At 41.5% G+C, this 18,448-nt stretch carries 16 protein-coding genes; 10 read left to right on the top strand and 6 right to left on the bottom strand.

Annotated elements, in window-relative coordinates; genetic code table 11:
* Positions 1–324: 324 nt before the first annotated feature.
* Both gshA and LPA49_RS02095 read left to right on the top strand, forming a co-directional pair.
* Positions 325–1,899 (top strand): glutamate--cysteine ligase, encoded by a 1,575-nt coding sequence (gene gshA / locus LPA49_RS02100; protein WP_180310972.1) that lies wholly within the window; start codon positions 325–327, stop codon positions 1,897–1,899.
* 135 nt (positions 1,900–2,034) lie between these two features.
* The gene (locus LPA49_RS02095) at positions 2,035–2,643 is read left to right on the top strand and encodes a transglycosylase SLT domain-containing protein (protein ID WP_036967095.1); all 609 of its coding nucleotides are present in this window, start codon (positions 2,035–2,037) and stop codon (positions 2,641–2,643) included.
* 301 nt (positions 2,644–2,944) lie between these two features.
* Here LPA49_RS02095 and LPA49_RS02090 read toward each other — a convergent pair whose 3' ends face one another.
* The 3 genes from LPA49_RS02090 to LPA49_RS02080 all read right to left on the bottom strand — a co-directional run bounded on the left by LPA49_RS02090 (position 2,945) and on the right by LPA49_RS02080 (position 6,069).
* Positions 2,945–3,784, bottom strand: a complete 840-nt coding sequence (locus LPA49_RS02090) for a mechanosensitive ion channel family protein (protein ID WP_065978556.1) — start codon at positions 3,782–3,784, stop codon at positions 2,945–2,947.
* 151 nt (positions 3,785–3,935) lie between these two features.
* A complete protein-coding gene (locus tag LPA49_RS02085) occupies positions 3,936–5,204 on the bottom strand; it encodes an HlyC/CorC family transporter (RefSeq protein ID WP_141687232.1) in 1,269 nt (422 codons plus the stop codon).
* A 61-nt stretch (positions 5,205–5,265) separates the two neighbouring features.
* Positions 5,266–6,069, bottom strand: a complete 804-nt coding sequence (locus LPA49_RS02080) for an inner membrane protein YpjD (protein WP_065978555.1) — start codon at positions 6,067–6,069, stop codon at positions 5,266–5,268.
* Positions 6,070–6,312: 243 nt separating this feature from the next.
* Between LPA49_RS02080 and ffh the strand changes: the two genes are divergently transcribed.
* From ffh to tyrA, 6 genes are all read left to right on the top strand, one after another.
* A complete protein-coding gene (gene ffh / locus LPA49_RS02075; protein ID WP_036967108.1) occupies positions 6,313–7,689 on the top strand; it encodes a signal recognition particle protein in 1,377 nt (458 codons plus the stop codon).
* Positions 7,690–7,930: 241 nt separating this feature from the next.
* Positions 7,931–8,179: a 30S ribosomal protein S16 gene (gene rpsP, locus LPA49_RS02070; protein WP_036967110.1), complete on the top strand. Its 249-nt coding sequence runs from the start codon at positions 7,931–7,933 to the stop codon at positions 8,177–8,179.
* Positions 8,180–8,196: 17 nt separating this feature from the next.
* Positions 8,197–8,730: a ribosome maturation factor RimM gene (gene rimM / locus LPA49_RS02065; RefSeq protein ID WP_036967112.1), complete on the top strand. Its 534-nt coding sequence runs from the start codon at positions 8,197–8,199 to the stop codon at positions 8,728–8,730.
* Complete coding sequence (gene trmD / locus LPA49_RS02060; protein ID WP_036967113.1) at positions 8,730–9,497, top strand: tRNA (guanosine(37)-N1)-methyltransferase TrmD; 768 nt, start codon at positions 8,730–8,732, stop codon at positions 9,495–9,497. Before rimM ends, trmD begins: the two co-directional genes overlap by 1 nt.
* Before the next feature lie 33 nt (positions 9,498–9,530).
* Positions 9,531–9,890, top strand: a complete 360-nt coding sequence (gene rplS, locus LPA49_RS02055) for a 50S ribosomal protein L19 (protein ID WP_004587324.1) — start codon at positions 9,531–9,533, stop codon at positions 9,888–9,890.
* A gap of 496 nt (positions 9,891–10,386) precedes the next feature.
* Positions 10,387–11,511 (top strand): bifunctional chorismate mutase/prephenate dehydrogenase, encoded by a 1,125-nt coding sequence (gene tyrA, locus LPA49_RS02050; RefSeq protein ID WP_036967115.1) that lies wholly within the window; start codon positions 10,387–10,389, stop codon positions 11,509–11,511.
* A 56-nt stretch (positions 11,512–11,567) separates the two neighbouring features.
* Here the strand turns inward: tyrA and nhaB are convergent, their stop codons facing one another.
* Complete coding sequence (gene nhaB / locus LPA49_RS02045; protein WP_036967117.1) at positions 11,568–13,148, bottom strand: sodium/proton antiporter NhaB; 1,581 nt, start codon at positions 13,146–13,148, stop codon at positions 11,568–11,570.
* A 285-nt stretch (positions 13,149–13,433) separates the two neighbouring features.
* On the opposite strand from nhaB, the gene fadR reads away from it, so the two are divergent.
* Positions 13,434–14,147: a fatty acid metabolism transcriptional regulator FadR gene (gene fadR, locus LPA49_RS02040; RefSeq protein WP_230235380.1), complete on the top strand. Its 714-nt coding sequence runs from the start codon at positions 13,434–13,436 to the stop codon at positions 14,145–14,147.
* 313 nt (positions 14,148–14,460) lie between these two features.
* Entirely contained in the window at positions 14,461–15,066 is a 606-nt protein-coding gene (locus LPA49_RS02035; protein ID WP_036967121.1) for a peroxiredoxin C, read from the top strand.
* A gap of 67 nt (positions 15,067–15,133) precedes the next feature.
* Here LPA49_RS02035 and LPA49_RS02030 read toward each other — a convergent pair whose 3' ends face one another.
* Together LPA49_RS02030 and smpB are read right to left on the bottom strand one after the other, a co-directional pair.
* Positions 15,134–17,737, bottom strand: coding sequence for a TonB-dependent receptor (locus LPA49_RS02030; RefSeq protein ID WP_118844450.1), 2,604 nt, complete (start codon positions 17,735–17,737; stop codon positions 15,134–15,136).
* Positions 17,738–17,927: 190 nt separating this feature from the next.
* Positions 17,928–18,407 carry an SsrA-binding protein SmpB gene (gene smpB / locus LPA49_RS02025; RefSeq protein WP_036967136.1) on the bottom strand — a complete coding sequence of 160 codons (480 nt, stop codon included), beginning with the start codon at positions 18,405–18,407 and terminating at the stop codon, positions 17,928–17,930.
* Positions 18,408–18,448 lie beyond the last annotated feature (41 nt).

Genomic DNA, 18,448 nt, shown 5'->3' with positions numbered 1-18,448 from the left:
GGGGACAAGCTGATTACTGCTAAAGTTTTAGAAATTTTATTCATCCCTTGATCTAAAACAATAACTTGTCTGATAAATTATGCTTAAACTAACCCTTTTGTATTGCATGAAATGAATGTCAAAAATAATCGGTCTTGCTGATGGGGGTGATGAAGCAATTTAGCATCAATGAAGTGCCCTCAAACCAATTGTATAATAGTATTCACAATGGCAAGATGAGCTATGAGTGACGGAGCATAAAATCAAACAACTATTTACTCTTGAGTATTTATTTTTTGCCCCCATACACTTAGGATTAAAGCCACGCGGCTCGAGGAAGCATTTTTGATAAAACATAATTTAAATAAAACGCTAGAAGCGTTAACAGCACATTTTCCACACGCAATAAATGGGATTAAACGTGGCATCGAGCGAGAAGCATTAAGGATTAAACCAAATGGTGTTATCTCAAAACAGGGTCACCCACAAGGAGTGGGAAGCGCCTTAACCAATGACCATATCACCACTGATTTTTCTGAGTCTTTATTAGAATTCATTACGCCTGTTAGCACATCGGCTGAGCAAACATTAGCGCAGCTTAAAGATTTGCAAAAGTTTACCTTGTCACAGATGGATGATGAGCTGCTATGGCCTATCAGCATGCCATGCTTTATTGATAATCAAGATGACATTGTGTTGGCTCAGTTTGGTGACTCAAACATAGGGCGCATGAAAACGTTGTACCGAGAAGGGTTAAAGAATCGGTATGGCAGCATGATGCAAGCTATTGCTGGTGTGCATTTTAATATCTCTTTTCCTGATGAGTTATGGCAGAGCTTGCACGTGTTGAGTGCCAGTGAGCAACCACTTAGCACCTTTATTTCAGATGGTTATCTGGGGCTTATTCGAAACTTTAAGCGTGAGCTTTGGTTAATAAGTTACTTATTTGGTGCGTCACCTGCATTATGTAGCTCATTTTTACAAGGGCGAAAAACTGATCTGCCATTTAAAAAGTTGGGCAAAGGCACATTGTACCTTGAGGTTGGCACCGCACTGCGATTAGGTAATTTAGGTTACACAAACAGCGCTCAATCATCGTTGCGAGTGATGTATAACTCGCTTGAGGAGTACGTAGCAGGTTTGAAAGCTGCCATTCATACGCCTTCAGATATCTACGGTCATATTGACGACTACACCCGTGCTGAACCAAAGCAGCTTAATAAAAATATCTTACAGATAGAAAATGAGTTTTACTCGCCAATTCGACCAAAACGTAATGCTACATCAGGCGAAACACCGACAGATGCCCTATTACGAGGGGGCATTGAGTACATAGAAGTGCGTGCACTTGATGTAAATCCATTCAGTGAAACAGGGATCGATTTACAGCAAATCCGTTTCCTCGATGTCTTTTTAACGTATTGTCTTTTAAGCGAATCTCCAACAATGGATTGGCAAGAGCAACAGTTAAGCACGCAGAACCTTGATGCGGTAGTTAATGAAGGGCGCAACCCTGAATTACAATTAACAAAACAAGGTGAAGCAGTTAGCTTGGTTGATTGGGCATCGACTATTTTTGAGAGTCTAATCCCTGTTGCGCGTTATATGGACAGTGCGTATGGCGTAAGTTATTACAGCGAAACAATTCATGAGCTGTCGAGTTGGGTAATTGAGTCAAGTAAAACGTTTTCAGGGCGTTATGTTGCAACACTTGCAAAAGAAAACCAAGATAACGGCCAGTTTGCTTTAGCACTTGCACAGCAATATAAAGAAAATCATTTAGCTGCGGATTATCAGTATTACGATCCGGCTTTTTTAAGGGAACAAGCCGTCAATTCGATTGCAAAAGAGCGTGAAGTAAAAGCAGCAGATACGCTATCTTTTACGGCCTTTTTAGATGATTACTTTGCTAAAGCTTAGCGGCTTTTAGGCATAAAAAAACGCAGCCTAGGTTGGCTGCGTCAAAGATTCTTCAGGGATGAAACAATGCTATACTGCTGCATTCATAAAGTCAGACTGACTCAATAAGAAAAAGTTCAGCGAGATATTAAAAAAATGAAAAAAAATTTAATTATTTTATCGCTGGTCGCTTCTATGGCGGGTTGTGCCACGGCTCCACCAGAGCAACCGCATGATATTTGTAAGATTTTCGAAGAAAAACCTGATTGGTATTATGATGCACGTGATGCACAAGAAAAGTGGGGCTCGCCAAAACATGTGCTGATGAGCATGATGTATCAAGAAAGTTCATTCCGTCATGATGCCGCTCCACCGATGGAATACTTTTTATGGATTATTCCTATCGGCCGAGCAAGCTCTGCCTATGGTTACTCGCAAGCAAAAACACCAACGTGGTCAGACTATATTCGTGAAACCGGCAACAGTGGCGCTGACAGAGATGACTTTGATGATGCCATCGATTTTATGGCTTGGTTTGTTTATAAAACACATAAAGTGAATGGTGTATCAAAGTGGGATGCTTACGCACAATACCTAAATTACCACGAAGGGTGGGGCGGGTATAAGCGCGGTACCTACAAAAGCAAAAAGTGGTTAATGAGTGTAGCTAATAAAGTAAAACACCGTGCGAGCCGGTATGGTGCTCAGCTTAAACAGTGTGAAGATGAGCTTGATAAAAACTGGTTTGAGCGCTTATTTGGTTAAACAGGTACAAAAATATAAAAAGCCCGCAACTACGTAATGCCAGTCAGTTAAGCAGTTTTTTGAATAAATATGTGAATATTATTCAGTTAAAGCTGCTTAAAGCAGGTGGGGACAAAATTAGCTAAAGACCATATAGCAAAAGGGCTTCAGTAAGATTTTTATAAATCATCGCTGTAACCCTTTATTTTATTGGTTTTTCCTTAACTGATCTGCATTACGCAACTACGGGCTTTTTTATTGCATTCAATTGCACTACAAAGAGTACCCATTCTGTTACTGTTAGGTACACTTGTGCATGTGATTACTTGCCAGGAAACTGGTGAATATGCACATCGCGCTGCGGGAATGGGATAGTGATATCTGCTGCATCGAAAGCAATTTTCACTTTTTCATAGAGGCCAAAATACACAGGCCAATAGTTATCAGAATCAACCCATGCCCAAACGAGCATACCAATGTGGCTGTCACCATGTTGACTAACATGCACAACAGGTTTCTTCGCTTCTTGGTCTTTAAGCACTAATTCGTAGTCATTAAGGACACTCAGTAGTACTTCACGGGCTTTATGAACGTCATCGCCATAGCTAATACCAAATTCAATGTCGACACGGCGAGTGGCTTCCGCAAACTTATTCTTCACGCAGCCGTTTGACAGGGCCCCATTCGGAATGATTATTTTTTCATTATCGTAGGTAAGCAAAATAGTGACGAAAATCTGAATTTCAACGACTTTCCCCATGTAACCTTGTGCTTCAATAACATCGCCCACTTTAAAAGGTTTAAAGAATAAGATCAGCACACCACCTGCAAAATTAGCCAGACTGCCTTGCAATGCCATACCCACAGCTAAACCTGCAGCACCGAGCATTGCGATGAATGAGGTGGTTTCTATGCCAATCATTGAGGCGACAGAAATAAGTAATAGTATCTTCAGAATGACAGAAATAAACGACACTAGAAAGTGTGTCAGGCCTGCTTCAAACTTTACTTTATACATTGATTTTTCGGTCATCTTGGCAATTCTGCCAATTAGCCACCAACCAATAACAAGCACCAAAATCGCTAAAATAAACTTTGGTCCATACGTCATGAGTAGCTCAATTGCTTGGTTATATACTTTTTCGATCGATATTTCGTCCATTTTTGCTCCATGTAACGAGACGTTAAAATATGCAAGCCATAGTAGACGAATTAGCTGCTTAATGTGTGTTTATAGGTATGAAATAGGAAACTTCGGGGTAGAATTATGAAATAAGCTATAAAAAAAGGAGTAGCAAGCTACTCCTTATCTGTTATTCAGTTCGTTTACTGGGAATAACTTTCACCAGTTTTACCATATTCTCTTTCACTTCCAATACTTCTATTGGGTAGCCTGCTATTCGTAGGCTTAAATTCGAATCTGGGATATCTTCAAGGTATTCAACAATTAAGCCACTCAAGGTTTTAGGGCCATCGATAGGTAATTCCCACCCCATCTCTTTATTTAGATCACGGATGTTTGCACCACCATCAACAAGCACTGTGCCATCATCTTGAGTTGTCACTTCTTCACTTGGAGTACGTGTTTGCGTTGTGGTGAAATCACCTACCACTTCTTCAAGAATGTCTTCAAGAGTTACAAGGCCTTGAATATCACCGTATTCATCAACCACTAAACCAATTCGTTCTTTTGATTGTTGGAATTTCAAAAGCTGTGTGTTCAGCGAGGTACCTTCAGGGATAAAGTAAATCTCGCGGACCGCACGCAGTAATGATGGTTTATCAAACTGCTCTTTCGTCAATAGACGAAGTGCATCACGTGAGTGAATAAAACCAACCGCATCATCAATTTGGTCGCGATAAAGTAATACGCGAGTATGCTGTGCATGTGTTAGTTGGCGACTGATTAGTTTCCAATCGTCATTAATATCAATGGCGACAATTTCGTTGCGTGGGATCATGATGTCTTCGACGGTCACTTGCTCTAAATCTAAGATAGACGTCAGCATGCTTTGGTGACGTGCAGGCAATAAGGCACCCGATTCATTAACCACGGTTTTTAATTCTTCTTTACTTAAGCTGTGCTCTTCGATTTGCGCGGTCGTAATACCAAATAAACGTAACATACCATTGGTCAGCCAGTTTACCATTACAACGAACGGGAAGAGTATTTTAAGCAAGCCTTTAAGCACGATAGAGCTAGGAAACGCGACTTTTTCAGGGTAGAGAGCCGCGAGCGTTTTTGGTGTAACTTCAGCAAAAATTAACACCACTAAAGTCAGAGCACCTGTCGCAATAGCCAAGCCAACATCACCGTATAAGCGAATACCAATAATCGTCGCAACCTGTGCTGCAGCGATATTAACTAGGTTGTTACCAATCAAGATCAGACCAATAAGTCTGTCTGGGCGACTTAAGAGTTTACTGACGCGTTTCGCTGCGCGATGGTTTTCTTTCGCAAGATGGCGTAAACGAATACGGTTAATTGACATAATTCCGGTTTCAGAACCCGAAAAATAAGCAGAAATAAGTATCAATAATCCCAATACGATAAACAGGGTACTAGTCGATATGTCGTCCAACGATGGATCCTTTTTTTATAAACCAATGCATATTAAGCTAGAGAGAGCTTGCTGAGTCAAGTTAAAACTTATTTAGTATCACTTCTTGAATGAAACGGCTGCCAAAATAAGCAAGTGATAGGATAAATGCAGCTATCATGATCGAAAATACCACGGGTTTTCCTCGCCAACCTTGGCGTAAGTGACCAACCGTAACAACCGTGAAAATAAGCCACGCAATCAATGATAAAACCGTTTTATGGATAAACTCACTGGCAAACATACCGTCTAAGAATATAAAACCAGACAGAAGTGCGAAGGTGAGTAAAATAGTGCCTAAAGTTAATAGTTGGTAGAGCTGACGCTCGACCACCATTAGCGGGGGTAAATGGCTGTGCACAATGGCCAAATCTTTACGCTTTAAGCGTTTATCAATAAAGTAAAATTGTATAGCGTATAAAGTCGCGATAATAAGTACGCAATAAGCTAGCAAAGATAGCGAGATATGTGTCACCAAGCCTAGTTCTACATCAATGGTATGAATAATCACATGATGCGGTATAAATAGGCTAGCAAGCGTTAAAATAGCTGCAAAGCCATAAACAACAGGCAATAGCAACGTTGCAGGAAACTTAAGCGACACCGCCGTGACAGACACCACAATGACCCAGCAGGTTAAAAGTGCCACATTAACAATGCTTAAATCTTGGCCGTCTGCTCGAAAAACAGAATTCACCAGTAATAACATATGTGCAAGGATTGCTACGGTGCTTAAAATCACCGTGAGCTTTTGGCTTGGGCCTTGTTTGTGAAAAAGGCGTGAAAGCACATGCGACGTTGCTAACACATAAAACAAACTAGCAATAATAGTTAAACTAATAATCATCGTGTTTTGGCCACTTAATTTATATCAATAAATCCTTGTCTCATTGATGCCATTGTATTTTATAGCAAGGCAAAAGCATAGAGTTTGTAAAAAGAAACTCAAACAGCGCACTTGAACACTGTATTGTCGACCACCATTTACGGTATACTGCTAGGAATTGAAATTTAATATTGCCTGTATTGCAACTTAAATTGTGTTTTTTGCGCGCTTTACAGGTGAAACACGTTTTATCGGAACCTTTACATGTTTGAGAATCTCCAAGAACGCTTAGGTAAAACCTTAAAAAATATCAGTGGCCGCGGACGCTTAACTGAAGACAATATTAAAGATACATTACGTGAAGTCCGCATGGCATTTTTGGAAGCGGATGTTGCGTTACCCGTTGTTCGTGATTTTGTTAAGCAAGTTAAAGAACGCGCAGTTGGCGTTGAAGTAACTAAAAGCTTAAGCCCGGGCCAAGTGTTCATTAAAATCGTTCGTGAAGAGCTTGAAAAAGCCATGGGCGAAGCAAATGAAGAGCTAAGCCTGAATGCGCAGCCGCCAGCAGTTGTGATGATGGCGGGTTTACAAGGTGCCGGTAAAACGACCAGTGTGGGTAAACTTGCTAAGTTCTTAAAAGAACGCAAAAAGAAATCTGTGCTTGTGGTGAGTGCTGACGTATATCGTCCTGCGGCAATCAAACAGCTTGAAACCCTAGCTACTGAAGTAGGGGTTGAGTTTTTCCCAAGTGATATTTCGCAAAAGCCTGTTGATATTGCCAGTAATGCGATTGCCCACGCGAAGAAAAAGTTTATTGACGTTGTTTTAGTTGATACAGCGGGCCGTTTGCACGTTGACAGCGACATGATGGATGAAATCAAGGCACTACACAGTGCGATTAATCCTATTGAGACCTTATTTGTTGTTGACGCAATGACAGGTCAAGATGCTGCAAATACAGCAAAAGCGTTTGATGAAGCATTACCACTCAGTGGTGTGATTCTAACGAAAACTGATGGTGATGCCCGTGGTGGTGCTGCTTTATCTATTCGCCATATCACCGGTAAGCCGATTAAGTTCATGGGTGTGGGTGAGCGCACCGATGCTCTTGAACCATTCCATCCTGACCGTATAGCGTCGCGTATTCTAGGCATGGGTGATGTACTTTCATTGATCGAAGAAGTCGAAATGAAAGTCGACAAGGAGAAAGCCGCCAAAGTTGCTGAAAAAGTATTTAAAGGCGATGGCTTTACACTTGATGATTTTGCTGAGCAGCTGCGCCAAATGAAAAACATGGGCGGTATGATGTCGATGCTTGATAAATTGCCAGGTATGCAAAATTTACCCGATGCAGTAAAAGGGCAAATGGGTGATAAAACATTTGTGCAAATGGAGGCGATTATTAACTCAATGACGCCAAAAGAACGCGCCCGTCCTGAAATCATTAAAGGCTCACGTAAAAAACGTATTGCAGCGGGTTCTGGTACTCAAGTACAAGAAATCAATAAATTGCTTAAGCAATTTACGCAGATGCAAAAGATGATGAAGAAAATGAAAGGTAAAGGCGGCATGATGAAAATGATGCGCGGCATGAAAGGGATGTTACCACCAGGTATGATGGGTGGCGGACCTAAGTTTTAATTTTCAAAAAGTCCGTTACGTATAAAAAAGGAGCAAATAGCTCCTTTTTTAATGGATAAATTATGCCGAATTTAGGCGCAGATGTAAGATCTAACGCACAGATCAGTGTTTAATCAACTAAACTTACATTTTGCATCACTTCTTACTTGCAATGTTGCAAAAAACTCGTACAATTCCCCAGCTCCCCGTACTGGGGAGTAAATCTTATTAATGAAAACAGTCAATCTATTTAGAGGACGGTATGGTAACTATTCGTTTGCAACGTGGTGGCGCTAAAAAACGCCCTTTCTATCAAATTGTGGTTGCGGATAGCCGTTTCTCGCGTGACGGTCGCTTCATCGAGAAAGTAGGTTTCTTTAACCCAATCGCTTCTGGTCAGGAAGAAAAAGTACGTTTAGATTTATCTCGTGTTGAACACTGGGTAGGTCAAGGCGCATCTCTTTCAGATCGCGTAGCTAAATTAGTTAAAGACGCTCGTAAAGCGGCTTAATAGGCGTAAGTGTAACCATGAGTCAAGAGAACACCTCGATAATTGTTGTAGGAAAGCTCGGCGCCCCCTATGGTATAAAGGGCTGGCTTAAGGTGCATTCATTTACTGATGATCCCGAAGGGATCTTCGATTTCAGCCCATGGTTGATAGGGCAACAAGGTAAATGGCAGACCTTAGAGGTGGTCGACTGGCGTCGCCACAACAAAGGCTTTATCGCTAAAGTTGCGCAAGTAAACGATCGAGACCAAGCAATGGCTTTCACCAATGTTGAAATCTCTGTTGACGCGGCGCAACTACCAGAATTACCGCAAGGTGAATTCTATTGGCGAGATCTCATTGGCATGTCTGTTGTAACCGATAAGGGTTACGACTTAGGCACGGTTGATGACCTAATGGAGACAGGTTCAAATGATGTTTTGGTTGTGAAAGCAAACAAAAAAGATGCATTTGGCCAAGCTGAGCGTTTAATTCCTTTTTTAACAGACTCTGTTATTAAAGAAGTTAAACACGAAGCAAGAGAAATTACCGTAGACTGGGACCCAGGGTTTTAATGTCACAAACGAGTTCGTTATGGGTAGGGGTGATAAGCCTTTTCCCGGACATGTTTGATGCTATTACCACTCAAGGGGTAACAGGTCGCGCAGTTAAAAATGGTTTAATTGACTTTAACTGCTGGAATCCACGTGACTACGCTACTGATAAGCATAGAACCGTGGATGATCGTCCTTATGGGGGCGGTCCCGGCATGTTGATGATGGTTGAACCATTGAAACAAGCCATCCTTGACGCTAAAAAAGCGGCAGGCGATGGTGCAAAAGTAATTTATATGTCCCCGCAAGGGCGCAAATTAGATCAGCAAGGTGCGGCTGAATTAGCCAACTCCGATAAACTGATTTTGATTGCCGGTCGCTATGAAGGTATAGATGAGCGAATCATAGAGTCATATGTTGACGAAGAATGGTCAATAGGTGATTTTATTCTGAGTGGTGGTGAACTACCCGCTATGACATTAATTGACGCTGTTGCGCGATTAGTGCCTGGTGTACTAGGTCACAATCAGTCAGCAGAGCAAGATTCATTTTCGGATGGATTGCTTGATTGTCCTCACTATACACGGCCAGAAACATTGGATGATAAACAGGTGCCTGCTGTATTGCTCAGCGGAAACCACCAAGAAATTGCTAAATGGCGCTTAAAGCAGTCATTAGGTAGAACTTGGTTACGTCGTCCTGACTTGTTGCATAACCTAGCTCTGACTGAGGAGCAAGCGGCACTTCTTGCAGAATTCAAGCAAGAGTACCAACAAGCTTGTGGCTAGAAGACAGTTACACCTAGGAAAGTGAGAAATATAATGGCAAAAGTAAACCAAAATATTATTAAAGCGCTTGAAGAAGAGCAGCTTAAAACAGACGTACCAGCATTCGGCGCTGGTGATACAGTAGTTGTACAGGTACGTGTAAAAGAAGGTAACAAAGAGCGTCTACAGGCCTTTGAAGGTGTTGTAATCGCTAAGCGTAATCGTGGTCTTCACTCAGCTTTCACAGTTCGTAAAATCTCGAGCGGTGAAGGTGTTGAGCGTGTATTCCAAACGCACAGCCCTCTTATCGACAGCGTAACAGTTAAGCGTCGCGGTGCAGTTCGCCGTGCGAAGCTTTACTATCTACGTGAGCGTTCTGGTAAATCTGCACGTATTAGAGAAAAACTTAACTAATACGCGCTGTTTATCAACGCAAAAAAAAACGGGTTGCAGCCTTCGGGTTGCAACCCGTTTTGGTTTTAAGGGAACAATTTTTCTATTGTATTAATTCGCTTAATTAAGAGAGCAGTTTTGAAGCGATAAAACGTCATTGATAACAAGGCAAAAATGTCGTTATTTAGTCATTCTCGGCAATAGCTCCTGCATTGCTCTACCTTCTGCATCCATGCAGTCATAAATCAGACATTTTTAACGCAGGTAGCGAGAGGTTTAATCCCTCAAAATGATGAAGCATTATTGTGGATTGAAATTAGCTGGCTTCTTCTTATTTTACTTTTCACACCTCTTTCAATAATTCCCGTACAGCAATATTTGAACTGGCGTATTTCCCCCGTGTGATTAGCCCCAAGGACTTTGTACTTTGCTGCTTATGCTGGTACTATATTTCGTATTAAAAGGTTTACTTTTTTGTATATTTTAGTTTACGTTTTGGGTTTGAGGTGTGGTAACAGTGGATAAGCTAGCAGAATTAAGAGCAGGGATCGATGAATGTGACGCGCAATTAGTCGCGTTATTAGCAAAGCGTAATGGTATTACAGAGCAAATAGGGGCTATTAAGCAGCAAACAGGGGCGCCATTACATGCGCCTGACCGTGAAGCCGATTTGCTGGCAGCTCGTCGCCAAGAGGCAATGAGTCAAGGCGTTAACCCTGAGCTTGTTGAAGATATCCTGCGTCGTATGATGCGAGAAGCGTATCAAAATCAGCAAGGGAGCTTGGCCTGTTCTGCTCCTCAGCTATCTCCGATTGTCATTGTGGGTGGTCAAGGGGCTATGGGGCAATTATTTGCCCAACAATTTATTCGTTCTGGGTATGAAGTCCGTATTTTAGATAAACAACAGCAGGCTGATAGTGAAGCTATTTTAGCAGGCGCAAAGTTGGTGTTAGTGAGTGTGCCAATCAATGCGTTAGAACAGGTAGTAGCAGCATTACCAACGCTTGATGATGAGTGTTTATTGGTTGATATAACCTCGGTGAAGCAAAAGCCATTAAAAGCATTAATGGCAGCTCATTCAGGCCCTGTTGTTGGCTTACACCCAATGTTTGGCCCCGATATATCTCATTGGGTAAAGCAGACTGTTGTGGTATGTGAAGGACGTAATCATGAAGTTGCGCAAGGATTATTGGCACAATTACAAGTGTGGGGCTGTCAGGTAGTGGAAATGGATGCTAAAAAGCATGATGAAGCAATGCAAATTATCCAGGTCATGCGCCACTTAACGACTTTTGTTTATGGTCAGTTTTTAGCAAAACAAAGTCATACACTCGCAGAACTGAGAAGTTGTTCATCACCCATTTATCAGCTAGAACTCATGATGGTTGGTCGTTTATTTGCGCAGTCGCCAGAGCTTTACTCTGATATTATGCTTGCGCAATTTGATGATGTCGAAGCCTTATTGGCTAACTACCAAGATACGTTTGCGCAAACATTAGAAAAATTAAAAGCGGGTGATAAAGCCGCTCTTATAGATGCCTTTGCAGAAGCTAAAGCGTATTTTTCAGATGCAACGGCACATTTCTTGACACAAAGTCGTAGCTTATTGAATAAAGCGAATGATGCTAAAGTGCTTGATTAACACTGTCGCTTAAGTAAAAGCGAGCACATTGTTTGCTGCTCGCTATACACTGCTTATTAGTGACCGCCTAATGAGCCAGGTAATCCACCCGAATGGTGTTGAATAAGTCCCCATTGATAGAGTAATTCAGTCATATCAGACAAACTAAATAACGTCATACTTAAACCTACTACAGTCAATACGATTGTATAAGGCAGTGCCATAAAGACCATTCGTCCGTAAGAAAGCCTGAGCACGGGGGCGAGTGTCGAGGTGAGTAAAAATAAAAATGCAGCTTGACCATTTGGTGTCGCCACACTAGGCAAGTTAGTCCCTGTATTAATTGCAACGGCTAACAAATCAAATTGATCACGACTGATTTGCCCCGCCTCTAACGCGGCAGCGACTTCATTAATATAAACTGTACCAACAAAAACATTATCGCTCACCATAGAAAGTAATCCATTCGCAATAAAGAACATCACCAATTGTAACTGCCCTTCAAATGTCAGCACCCAACTGATAACCGGCGTAAACAAATGTTGGTCGATTATTACTGCAACAATTGAAAAGAATACACACAGCAGAGCGGTAAAGGGGAGTGCTTCTTCAAATGCTTTTCCTAACTGGTGCTCTTCAATGATCCCTGCACTGGCAGTGGCAAAAATAATCACCGATAAACCAATTAACCCGACGGTTGCTAAGTGTAAAGCAAGTCCAATGATGAGCCACACCGCTATTACTGCTTGAATAGCCAAATTGACTTTGTCACGCGTTGTTCGTTTTTTCTCAAGCTTTTTAGCATGCTCAGATAATATGGTGTGAATAGGAACTGGCAATTTAGCACCGTAACCAAATGTCTTCGTTTTTTCGAGTAGAATAGTTGTCGCTACACCTGCAATCATTACAGGCAAGGTGATGGGGAGCATGCGAAAGAAAAACTCTCCGAAAAACCAGCCAGCACGTTCTGCAATAATTAAATTTTGCGGTTCACCAACCATGGTGCATACGCCCCCTAATGCAGTGCCTATTGAAGCATGCATCAACAAATTGCGTAAAAATGCCCGAAATTCTTCCAATTCTTGACGATTGACAGGACGCACTTGATTATCGTCGTTTATATCATGTTCACTGCTGGAGTCTTTCCCCGAAGCAACTTTGTGGTAAATGCTGTAAAAACCCATTGCAACGGCAATAACAACCGCCATGACAGTCAGGGCATCAAGAAATGCAGATAAGAATGCAGCAGCAAGTGTAAAAGACAGCGACAGCACTGTTTTACTGCGAACTGAGACAACTAACTTAGTGAAAATATACAGTAACAGATCTTTCATAAAGTAAATGCCCGCAACCATAAAGATCAACAGTAAGATGACATCCACATTTTGAACTATTTCATGTTCAACCTGACCCGCTGAAGTCATTCCAATAAACATCGCTTCTATCGCCAGAAGTCCACCGGGTTGAAGCGGATAGCATTTTAATGCCATAGCAAGGGTAAAAATAAACTCTAGTACCAGCACCCAGCCAGCAATATAAGGGTTTAATTGAAATAAAATCGGATTTAACAATAAAAAAGCAAGAATGGTGTATTTATACCATTGTGGCGAATTCCCTAAAAAGTTTTTAAAGATTGCCGGCAGAACTCGTTGCTGCATTGCAGTACCTTATTAGATGGGATGATAACGCTAATAAGTTAATTCACTTAGCGTTAACAGTAAATATGCTGTTAGTGTAATTTTAGTATAGCTAAAGTACGATAACGATTGTTAATTATTAACTTAAGTGTGGTTTATTAATACTAGGCTAATTATTTCGTTATTATATTTAGATTTTTATGTACACTGGATGGACTTTACTTGTTAGTTACAGAGCATCTGGTACAATCAGTGGGTTGATCGCTTTGTGCGATAGAAGTATGTGCTAACCCAAGTGGAAATTGAATGAGAATTTTTAAAGCGAAAAGTCCAGCAGGTTTTGCTGAAGAATACATTGTTGAATCTATTTGGAATGGTGACTTTCCGTCTGGCTCAATTCTTCCAGCAGAACGAGAGTTGTCAGAGTTAATAGGTGTTACTCGTACCACTTTGCGTGAAGTGCTACAGCGTTTGGCGCGTGATGGCTGGTTAACGATTCAACATGGTAAACCAACTCGCGTTAATAATTTCTGGGAAACCTCAGGCCTTAACATTCTAGAGACGTTAGCACGACTAGATGAAGACAAAATGCCAGAGCTTACCGATCAACTTCTATCGGCTCGCACTAACATTAGTGCCATTTACACTCGTGCTGCAATAAAATTAGCTCCTGAACGCGTGATCGAAATTTTATCGCAAAGTGAGCGGCTTGAAGACAGCGCGCAAGCATTTGCAGACTACGATTACAAAGTGCATCATGAACTTGCTGTCGCAGGTAACAACAGAATCTATGTACTTATCTTAAATGGCTTTAAAGGTTTTTACTCAAAAATCGGTTGCCATTACTTCTCTGATTCGCGTACACGTGAGCTTGCTCGCCAATTTTATAAAGATTTAACCTCGCTTGCTGAGCGTCATGAACACGACGGGGCTATTTCGCTTATGCGTAAATACGGCCATCAAACGGGTGAAATCTGGCAGCAGATCCGTGGTGATATGCCAGAAGATATCATGGACTAACAGCCCTTAGTTATGCGCCTTTTTATATTTGAGAACCCAGCTTTAAGCTGGGTTTTTTGTATTTATTTAACAATAAGGTGGGTTCATAATCACCCTGCATCATAAGGTAATTCGATAGGCATAGCGCATATCTTTTTATATCAATTTTTCCGATTGCATATATCGCTTTTTTCGATTGTTCATTTGCCTGTAACCTCTTTAAACTATCTTGCTAAATATCGATACTTACTCTTGGTTTTTGTTTTTTCGGAACCATATATATGTGAGTATTGCGTAGGCAATTGGAAATAAACTCAAATATTTGGAGATAAAAATGGGTGTATTAGTTGGCCGTCAGGCACCAGACTTTACTGCAGCAGCTGTTCTTGGTAACGGTGAAATCGTTGAAAACTTCAACCTAAAAGACACTATCAAAGGTAAAAAAGCAGTTATCTTCTTTTACCCGTTAGACTTCACTTTCGTATGTCCTTCAGAGTTAATCGCTTTCGACAAGCGTTTTGAAGAGTTCCAAAAGCGTGGCGTTGAAGTAATCGGTGTTTCTATCGATTCACAATTCTCACACAACGCATGGCGTAACACTGCTGTTGCTGACGGCGGTATTGGTCAAGTTAAATATGCACTAGTTGCAGACGTTAAGCACGAAATCTGTCAAGCGTACGACGTTGAGCACCCAGAAGCAGGTGTTGCTTTCCGTGGTTCTTTCCTAATCGACGAAGAAGGTACAGTACGTCACCAAGTAGTTAACGATTTACCATTAGGCCGTAACATTGATGAAATGCTTCGCATGGTTGACGCACTAGCGTTCCACAGCGAGCACGGTGAAGTATGTCCAGCAGGTTGGACTGAAGGTAAAAAAGGTATGGATGCAAGCCCTGAAGGTGTTGCTAAATTCCTTTCTGAAAACGAAGGCGACCTATAATTTAGGCCTTTGTTGAAAGTATTAAAAAACCCGCCAATTGGCGGGTTTTGTTTTATCTGGTATGCGTTTAGTTAAAGCGCATTGTTAGCTTTGTATAGAAATAACGTCCACGAGGGTTATGCACGCTTGATACATAGCCATATAAGTCGCTATCACCATCACCAATTGCAAATGGAGGATCTTCGTCAAATACGTTATTAACGCCCACAGAGAGTTTTAGTTTTTCTGAGAAGTTATACGCAGTCTGTAAATCAACCAGTGTTTGAGAGTCAACCATGCGTGATGTGTTGCTATCAAAGTCTAGGTTACCGTCAAAGTCGATATCAGGGGTATCTTCAAACTCACCGATGTAACTCACATTCACATTCGTATTAAAGTCACCCATTTCCCAGTTAGTGCTGAATATCCAACGATTTTCTGGGTAACGATATTCACCCGTATAATCACGGCCATCTTTCTTAAATTCATTTTGGTATGCCCATTCAAGATTGAATTTTAAGAACCCGTAGTCATTCATTGCATGCGTGTAATTAGCAGAGACATCAACACCAGATACTTCTTGTGAGGATACATTTTCGAAAGTGCTATGTACTTTTTGAATAACCCCTAAGCTTAGGCCGCCTTGAGGCGCAAGTCGTACACACACTGTGCTATTTTGATCATTACAATTTTGATCGTAAATAGGGCCGAATTCTTGCTCATCAATTTTATTGTCTTGCGTTATGCTCCATACATCAATACCGAAACCAAATTCAGCTGTGGGTGCCCAAATAAAGCCAACGTTCCAAGATTCAGATTCTTCAGCTTCTAGGTTTGGATTACCTGCAAACTGAATGTTGTAATCAAGTGCATTACAATCAAGCCCTGTCGCTTGGCATCGGTAAGTATCTACAAAGAACTGACTTTCTTCTGAGGGACCTAAACCAATTTGTGCTAATGAAGGTGCTCTGAAACCTTGTGCCCAAGAACCACGAACAGTGATTGAATCGGTTGGTGCCCAACGTACAGCTACTTTTGGATTGGTTGTTGAGCCAAAGTCACTGTAATCATCATAGCGACCCGCTAACTGTAACTCTAGGTTATCTGCAAGCGGGATTGAAAACTCAATATACGCAGCATACTGGTCACGCTCAGCTGCTGCTGACACTGACTCGGTACCAAAAATTAAACCACGTTGAAATTGATCATCAGGAATATCACTTACATCTTCCTCACGGTATTCAATACCGGCGGCCATCATAACGACATCATCACCAAAGCTAAATGCTTCACCACTGATATTGGCATCGAATGAGGTCATATGCGACTCACCACGGCGCACCAGACTTGTTGTAATTCTGTCGATAACCGCAGGGTCGTTATAGGTGCCACCAAATGGATTGTAATTACCCGCATCAATTTCTTGCTGAAGAAAGTCGGTACGCACCCAGCCCTGGCTTCTACTGCCTGTTTGCATTGATTTACTGCGGCCTTTTTGAACGGCTGTCTCCCAGCTCCAATCATTAATTTCACCTTTTAAGCCAGCCACAAAACGCAGTGTATCTGATTCGATATCCCATTGGCGAGGACCTGCATCAACGGTACGATACCGACCAATTTCAATATCTTGACCAAAAGGATTGTTTGGGTGACTTGCTGGTACCGTGAGTCCTGCGTCTTCATCAAGAGGAGTGGGAGCACCCGCTGCCTGTGAGGAGTTATGCTGTACTGCCATTTCCATAAATGCAGTGATGCCATTATCAAAGTTATATTCAAACTGTGAAATAGCGCCAACACGTTCAGACGCCGGTGTTATATAGCCATAGGGGCCATAGTCAAATAAACAGCTACCACTGGCGGTTGCATTTTCTGCAGGGCAAGATGGGTCAATTGTTTTTTCGCCATCGACGTAAAAGTAGCCTGGAAAACCACGCGAAGAGCGGAAATCCATACCACCATATGGTTCTTGGTTAGCGGTGCCTAGGCGTCCCATTTCATCTGACGATAATGCCGTATTATTAAAATAATCAATAATAACAGACGCACTACTTTTTTCTGTGCTTGTCCCCCATACTAAACTCGCTGTTTTTTCTTCATAATTAGGTCCGTCAGTACCACCATAACCTAAGTTGACCTCTAGACCATTAATGTCTTTTTTAAGAATAATATTAACTACACCAGCAACCGCGTCAGAGCCATAAATAGCAGATGCACCGTCTTTTAAAATATCGATACGCTCGATTGCTGAAACAGGAATAGAGTTAATATCAACAAATGAGTTGGTAATACTTTCTGCGAAAGCACTAATAGCAACACGGCGTCCATTGATAAGTACTAAGGTTGCATCCGAACCTAAGCCACGTAAGCTCACGGCAGCAGCGCCATTTGCTGTTGAATCTTGGTTATTCCCACGGGTTGAAAATGTGCCATTACCGGCAACTGGCATACGCTCTAAAAGCTGTTGTAGGTTGTCATAACCCATATTATCAATATCTGCGCGACTGATTGATTGGATAGGTGAGGGTCCCTCAATATCTGAGCGTTTAATACGTGAACCGGTTACTTCGATGCGCTCAACTTTTTCAGCGCTTTCTGATGATTCGGCAGCAACTGAGGTGAAAGTTGTGCCCGCTAATGCGGCAATGGTAAAAACAGTAAGAGGTCGTCGAATAAAGTGATGAGTTTTCTTCATAAATTTCAATCCTTGTTTAATTGTGAGATTTTTGTGAAATAATCACAGTAAAGATTGATACCATGTAAATGGTTGGTTTTGAAATACTACAAAAGAATGAGGTTGACACGTGGAAACGTTTCAAAATGTTAAAAGTGAGGTAGAGTAAGGGGGTCAGAGCCTAACAGAAAGTTAGGCTCAAGCAGGGATTTTATGCTTTATGTTTCATCAGGCGTTCTTTTTCACGCGCCCAATCTTTGTTTTTCCCATCTTCACGTTTATCGTGCATCTTTTTACCTTTAGCGAGGTGGAACTCCAACTTCACCCAGCATTTTTTCCAGTACATGGCAGTGGCGATCAGTGAATAACCATCACGCTCTGTTGCACCGATAAGACGATCGATTTCACGTTTGTTCAAAAGTAATTTGCGATACCTAAGCGGATCACAAATTACATGTGTTGAAGCACTGTTGAGAGGCTGAATTTGACTGCCAAGTAAAAATGCTTCGCCGTTTTTAATGTGAATATAAGTCTCAGAGATGTTTACTTTACCAGCTCGGATACTTTTTACTTCCCAGCCCTGTAGTTCAACCCCTGCTTCAAACTTATCGTGTAAAAAATACTCATGACGCGCTTTTTTGTTAAGCGCGATAGTATTGCTTGTCGATTTAGATGATTTTTTCTTAGCCATAGTGGTTCATATTATACGTAAAAACAGCGTTTTTACATCGC

The sequence above is a fragment of the Pseudoalteromonas sp. MB41 genome (assembly GCF_020966275.1).
Taxonomy (GTDB): Bacteria; Pseudomonadota; Gammaproteobacteria; order Enterobacterales; family Alteromonadaceae; genus Pseudoalteromonas; species Pseudoalteromonas lipolytica.
This window is presented reverse-complemented; position numbering and strand designations above follow the sequence as displayed.

Excerpts from the sequence above, each read along its gene's own strand:
- LPA49_RS02095 (WP_036967095.1), top strand. The coding sequence starts at position 2,035 with ATGAAAAAAAATTTAATTATTTTATCGCTGGTCGCTTCTATGGCGGGT.
- LPA49_RS02090 (WP_065978556.1), bottom strand. The coding sequence starts at position 3,784 with ATGGACGAAATATCGATCGAAAAAGTATATAACCAAGCAATTGAGCTA.
- LPA49_RS02080 (WP_065978555.1), bottom strand. The coding sequence starts at position 6,069 with ATGATTATTAGTTTAACTATTATTGCTAGTTTGTTTTATGTGTTAGCA.
- ffh (WP_036967108.1), top strand. The coding sequence starts at position 6,313 with ATGTTTGAGAATCTCCAAGAACGCTTAGGTAAAACCTTAAAAAATATC.
- rpsP (WP_036967110.1), top strand. The coding sequence starts at position 7,931 with ATGGTAACTATTCGTTTGCAACGTGGTGGCGCTAAAAAACGCCCTTTC.
- rimM (WP_036967112.1), top strand. The coding sequence starts at position 8,197 with ATGAGTCAAGAGAACACCTCGATAATTGTTGTAGGAAAGCTCGGCGCC.
- trmD (WP_036967113.1), top strand. The coding sequence starts at position 8,730 with ATGTCACAAACGAGTTCGTTATGGGTAGGGGTGATAAGCCTTTTCCCG.
- rplS (WP_004587324.1), top strand. The coding sequence starts at position 9,531 with ATGGCAAAAGTAAACCAAAATATTATTAAAGCGCTTGAAGAAGAGCAG.
- nhaB (WP_036967117.1), bottom strand. The coding sequence starts at position 13,148 with ATGCAGCAACGAGTTCTGCCGGCAATCTTTAAAAACTTTTTAGGGAAT.
- fadR (WP_230235380.1), top strand. The coding sequence starts at position 13,434 with ATGAGAATTTTTAAAGCGAAAAGTCCAGCAGGTTTTGCTGAAGAATAC.
- LPA49_RS02035 (WP_036967121.1), top strand. The coding sequence starts at position 14,461 with ATGGGTGTATTAGTTGGCCGTCAGGCACCAGACTTTACTGCAGCAGCT.
- LPA49_RS02030 (WP_118844450.1), bottom strand. The coding sequence starts at position 17,737 with ATGAAGAAAACTCATCACTTTATTCGACGACCTCTTACTGTTTTTACC.
- smpB (WP_036967136.1), bottom strand. The coding sequence starts at position 18,407 with ATGGCTAAGAAAAAATCATCTAAATCGACAAGCAATACTATCGCGCTT.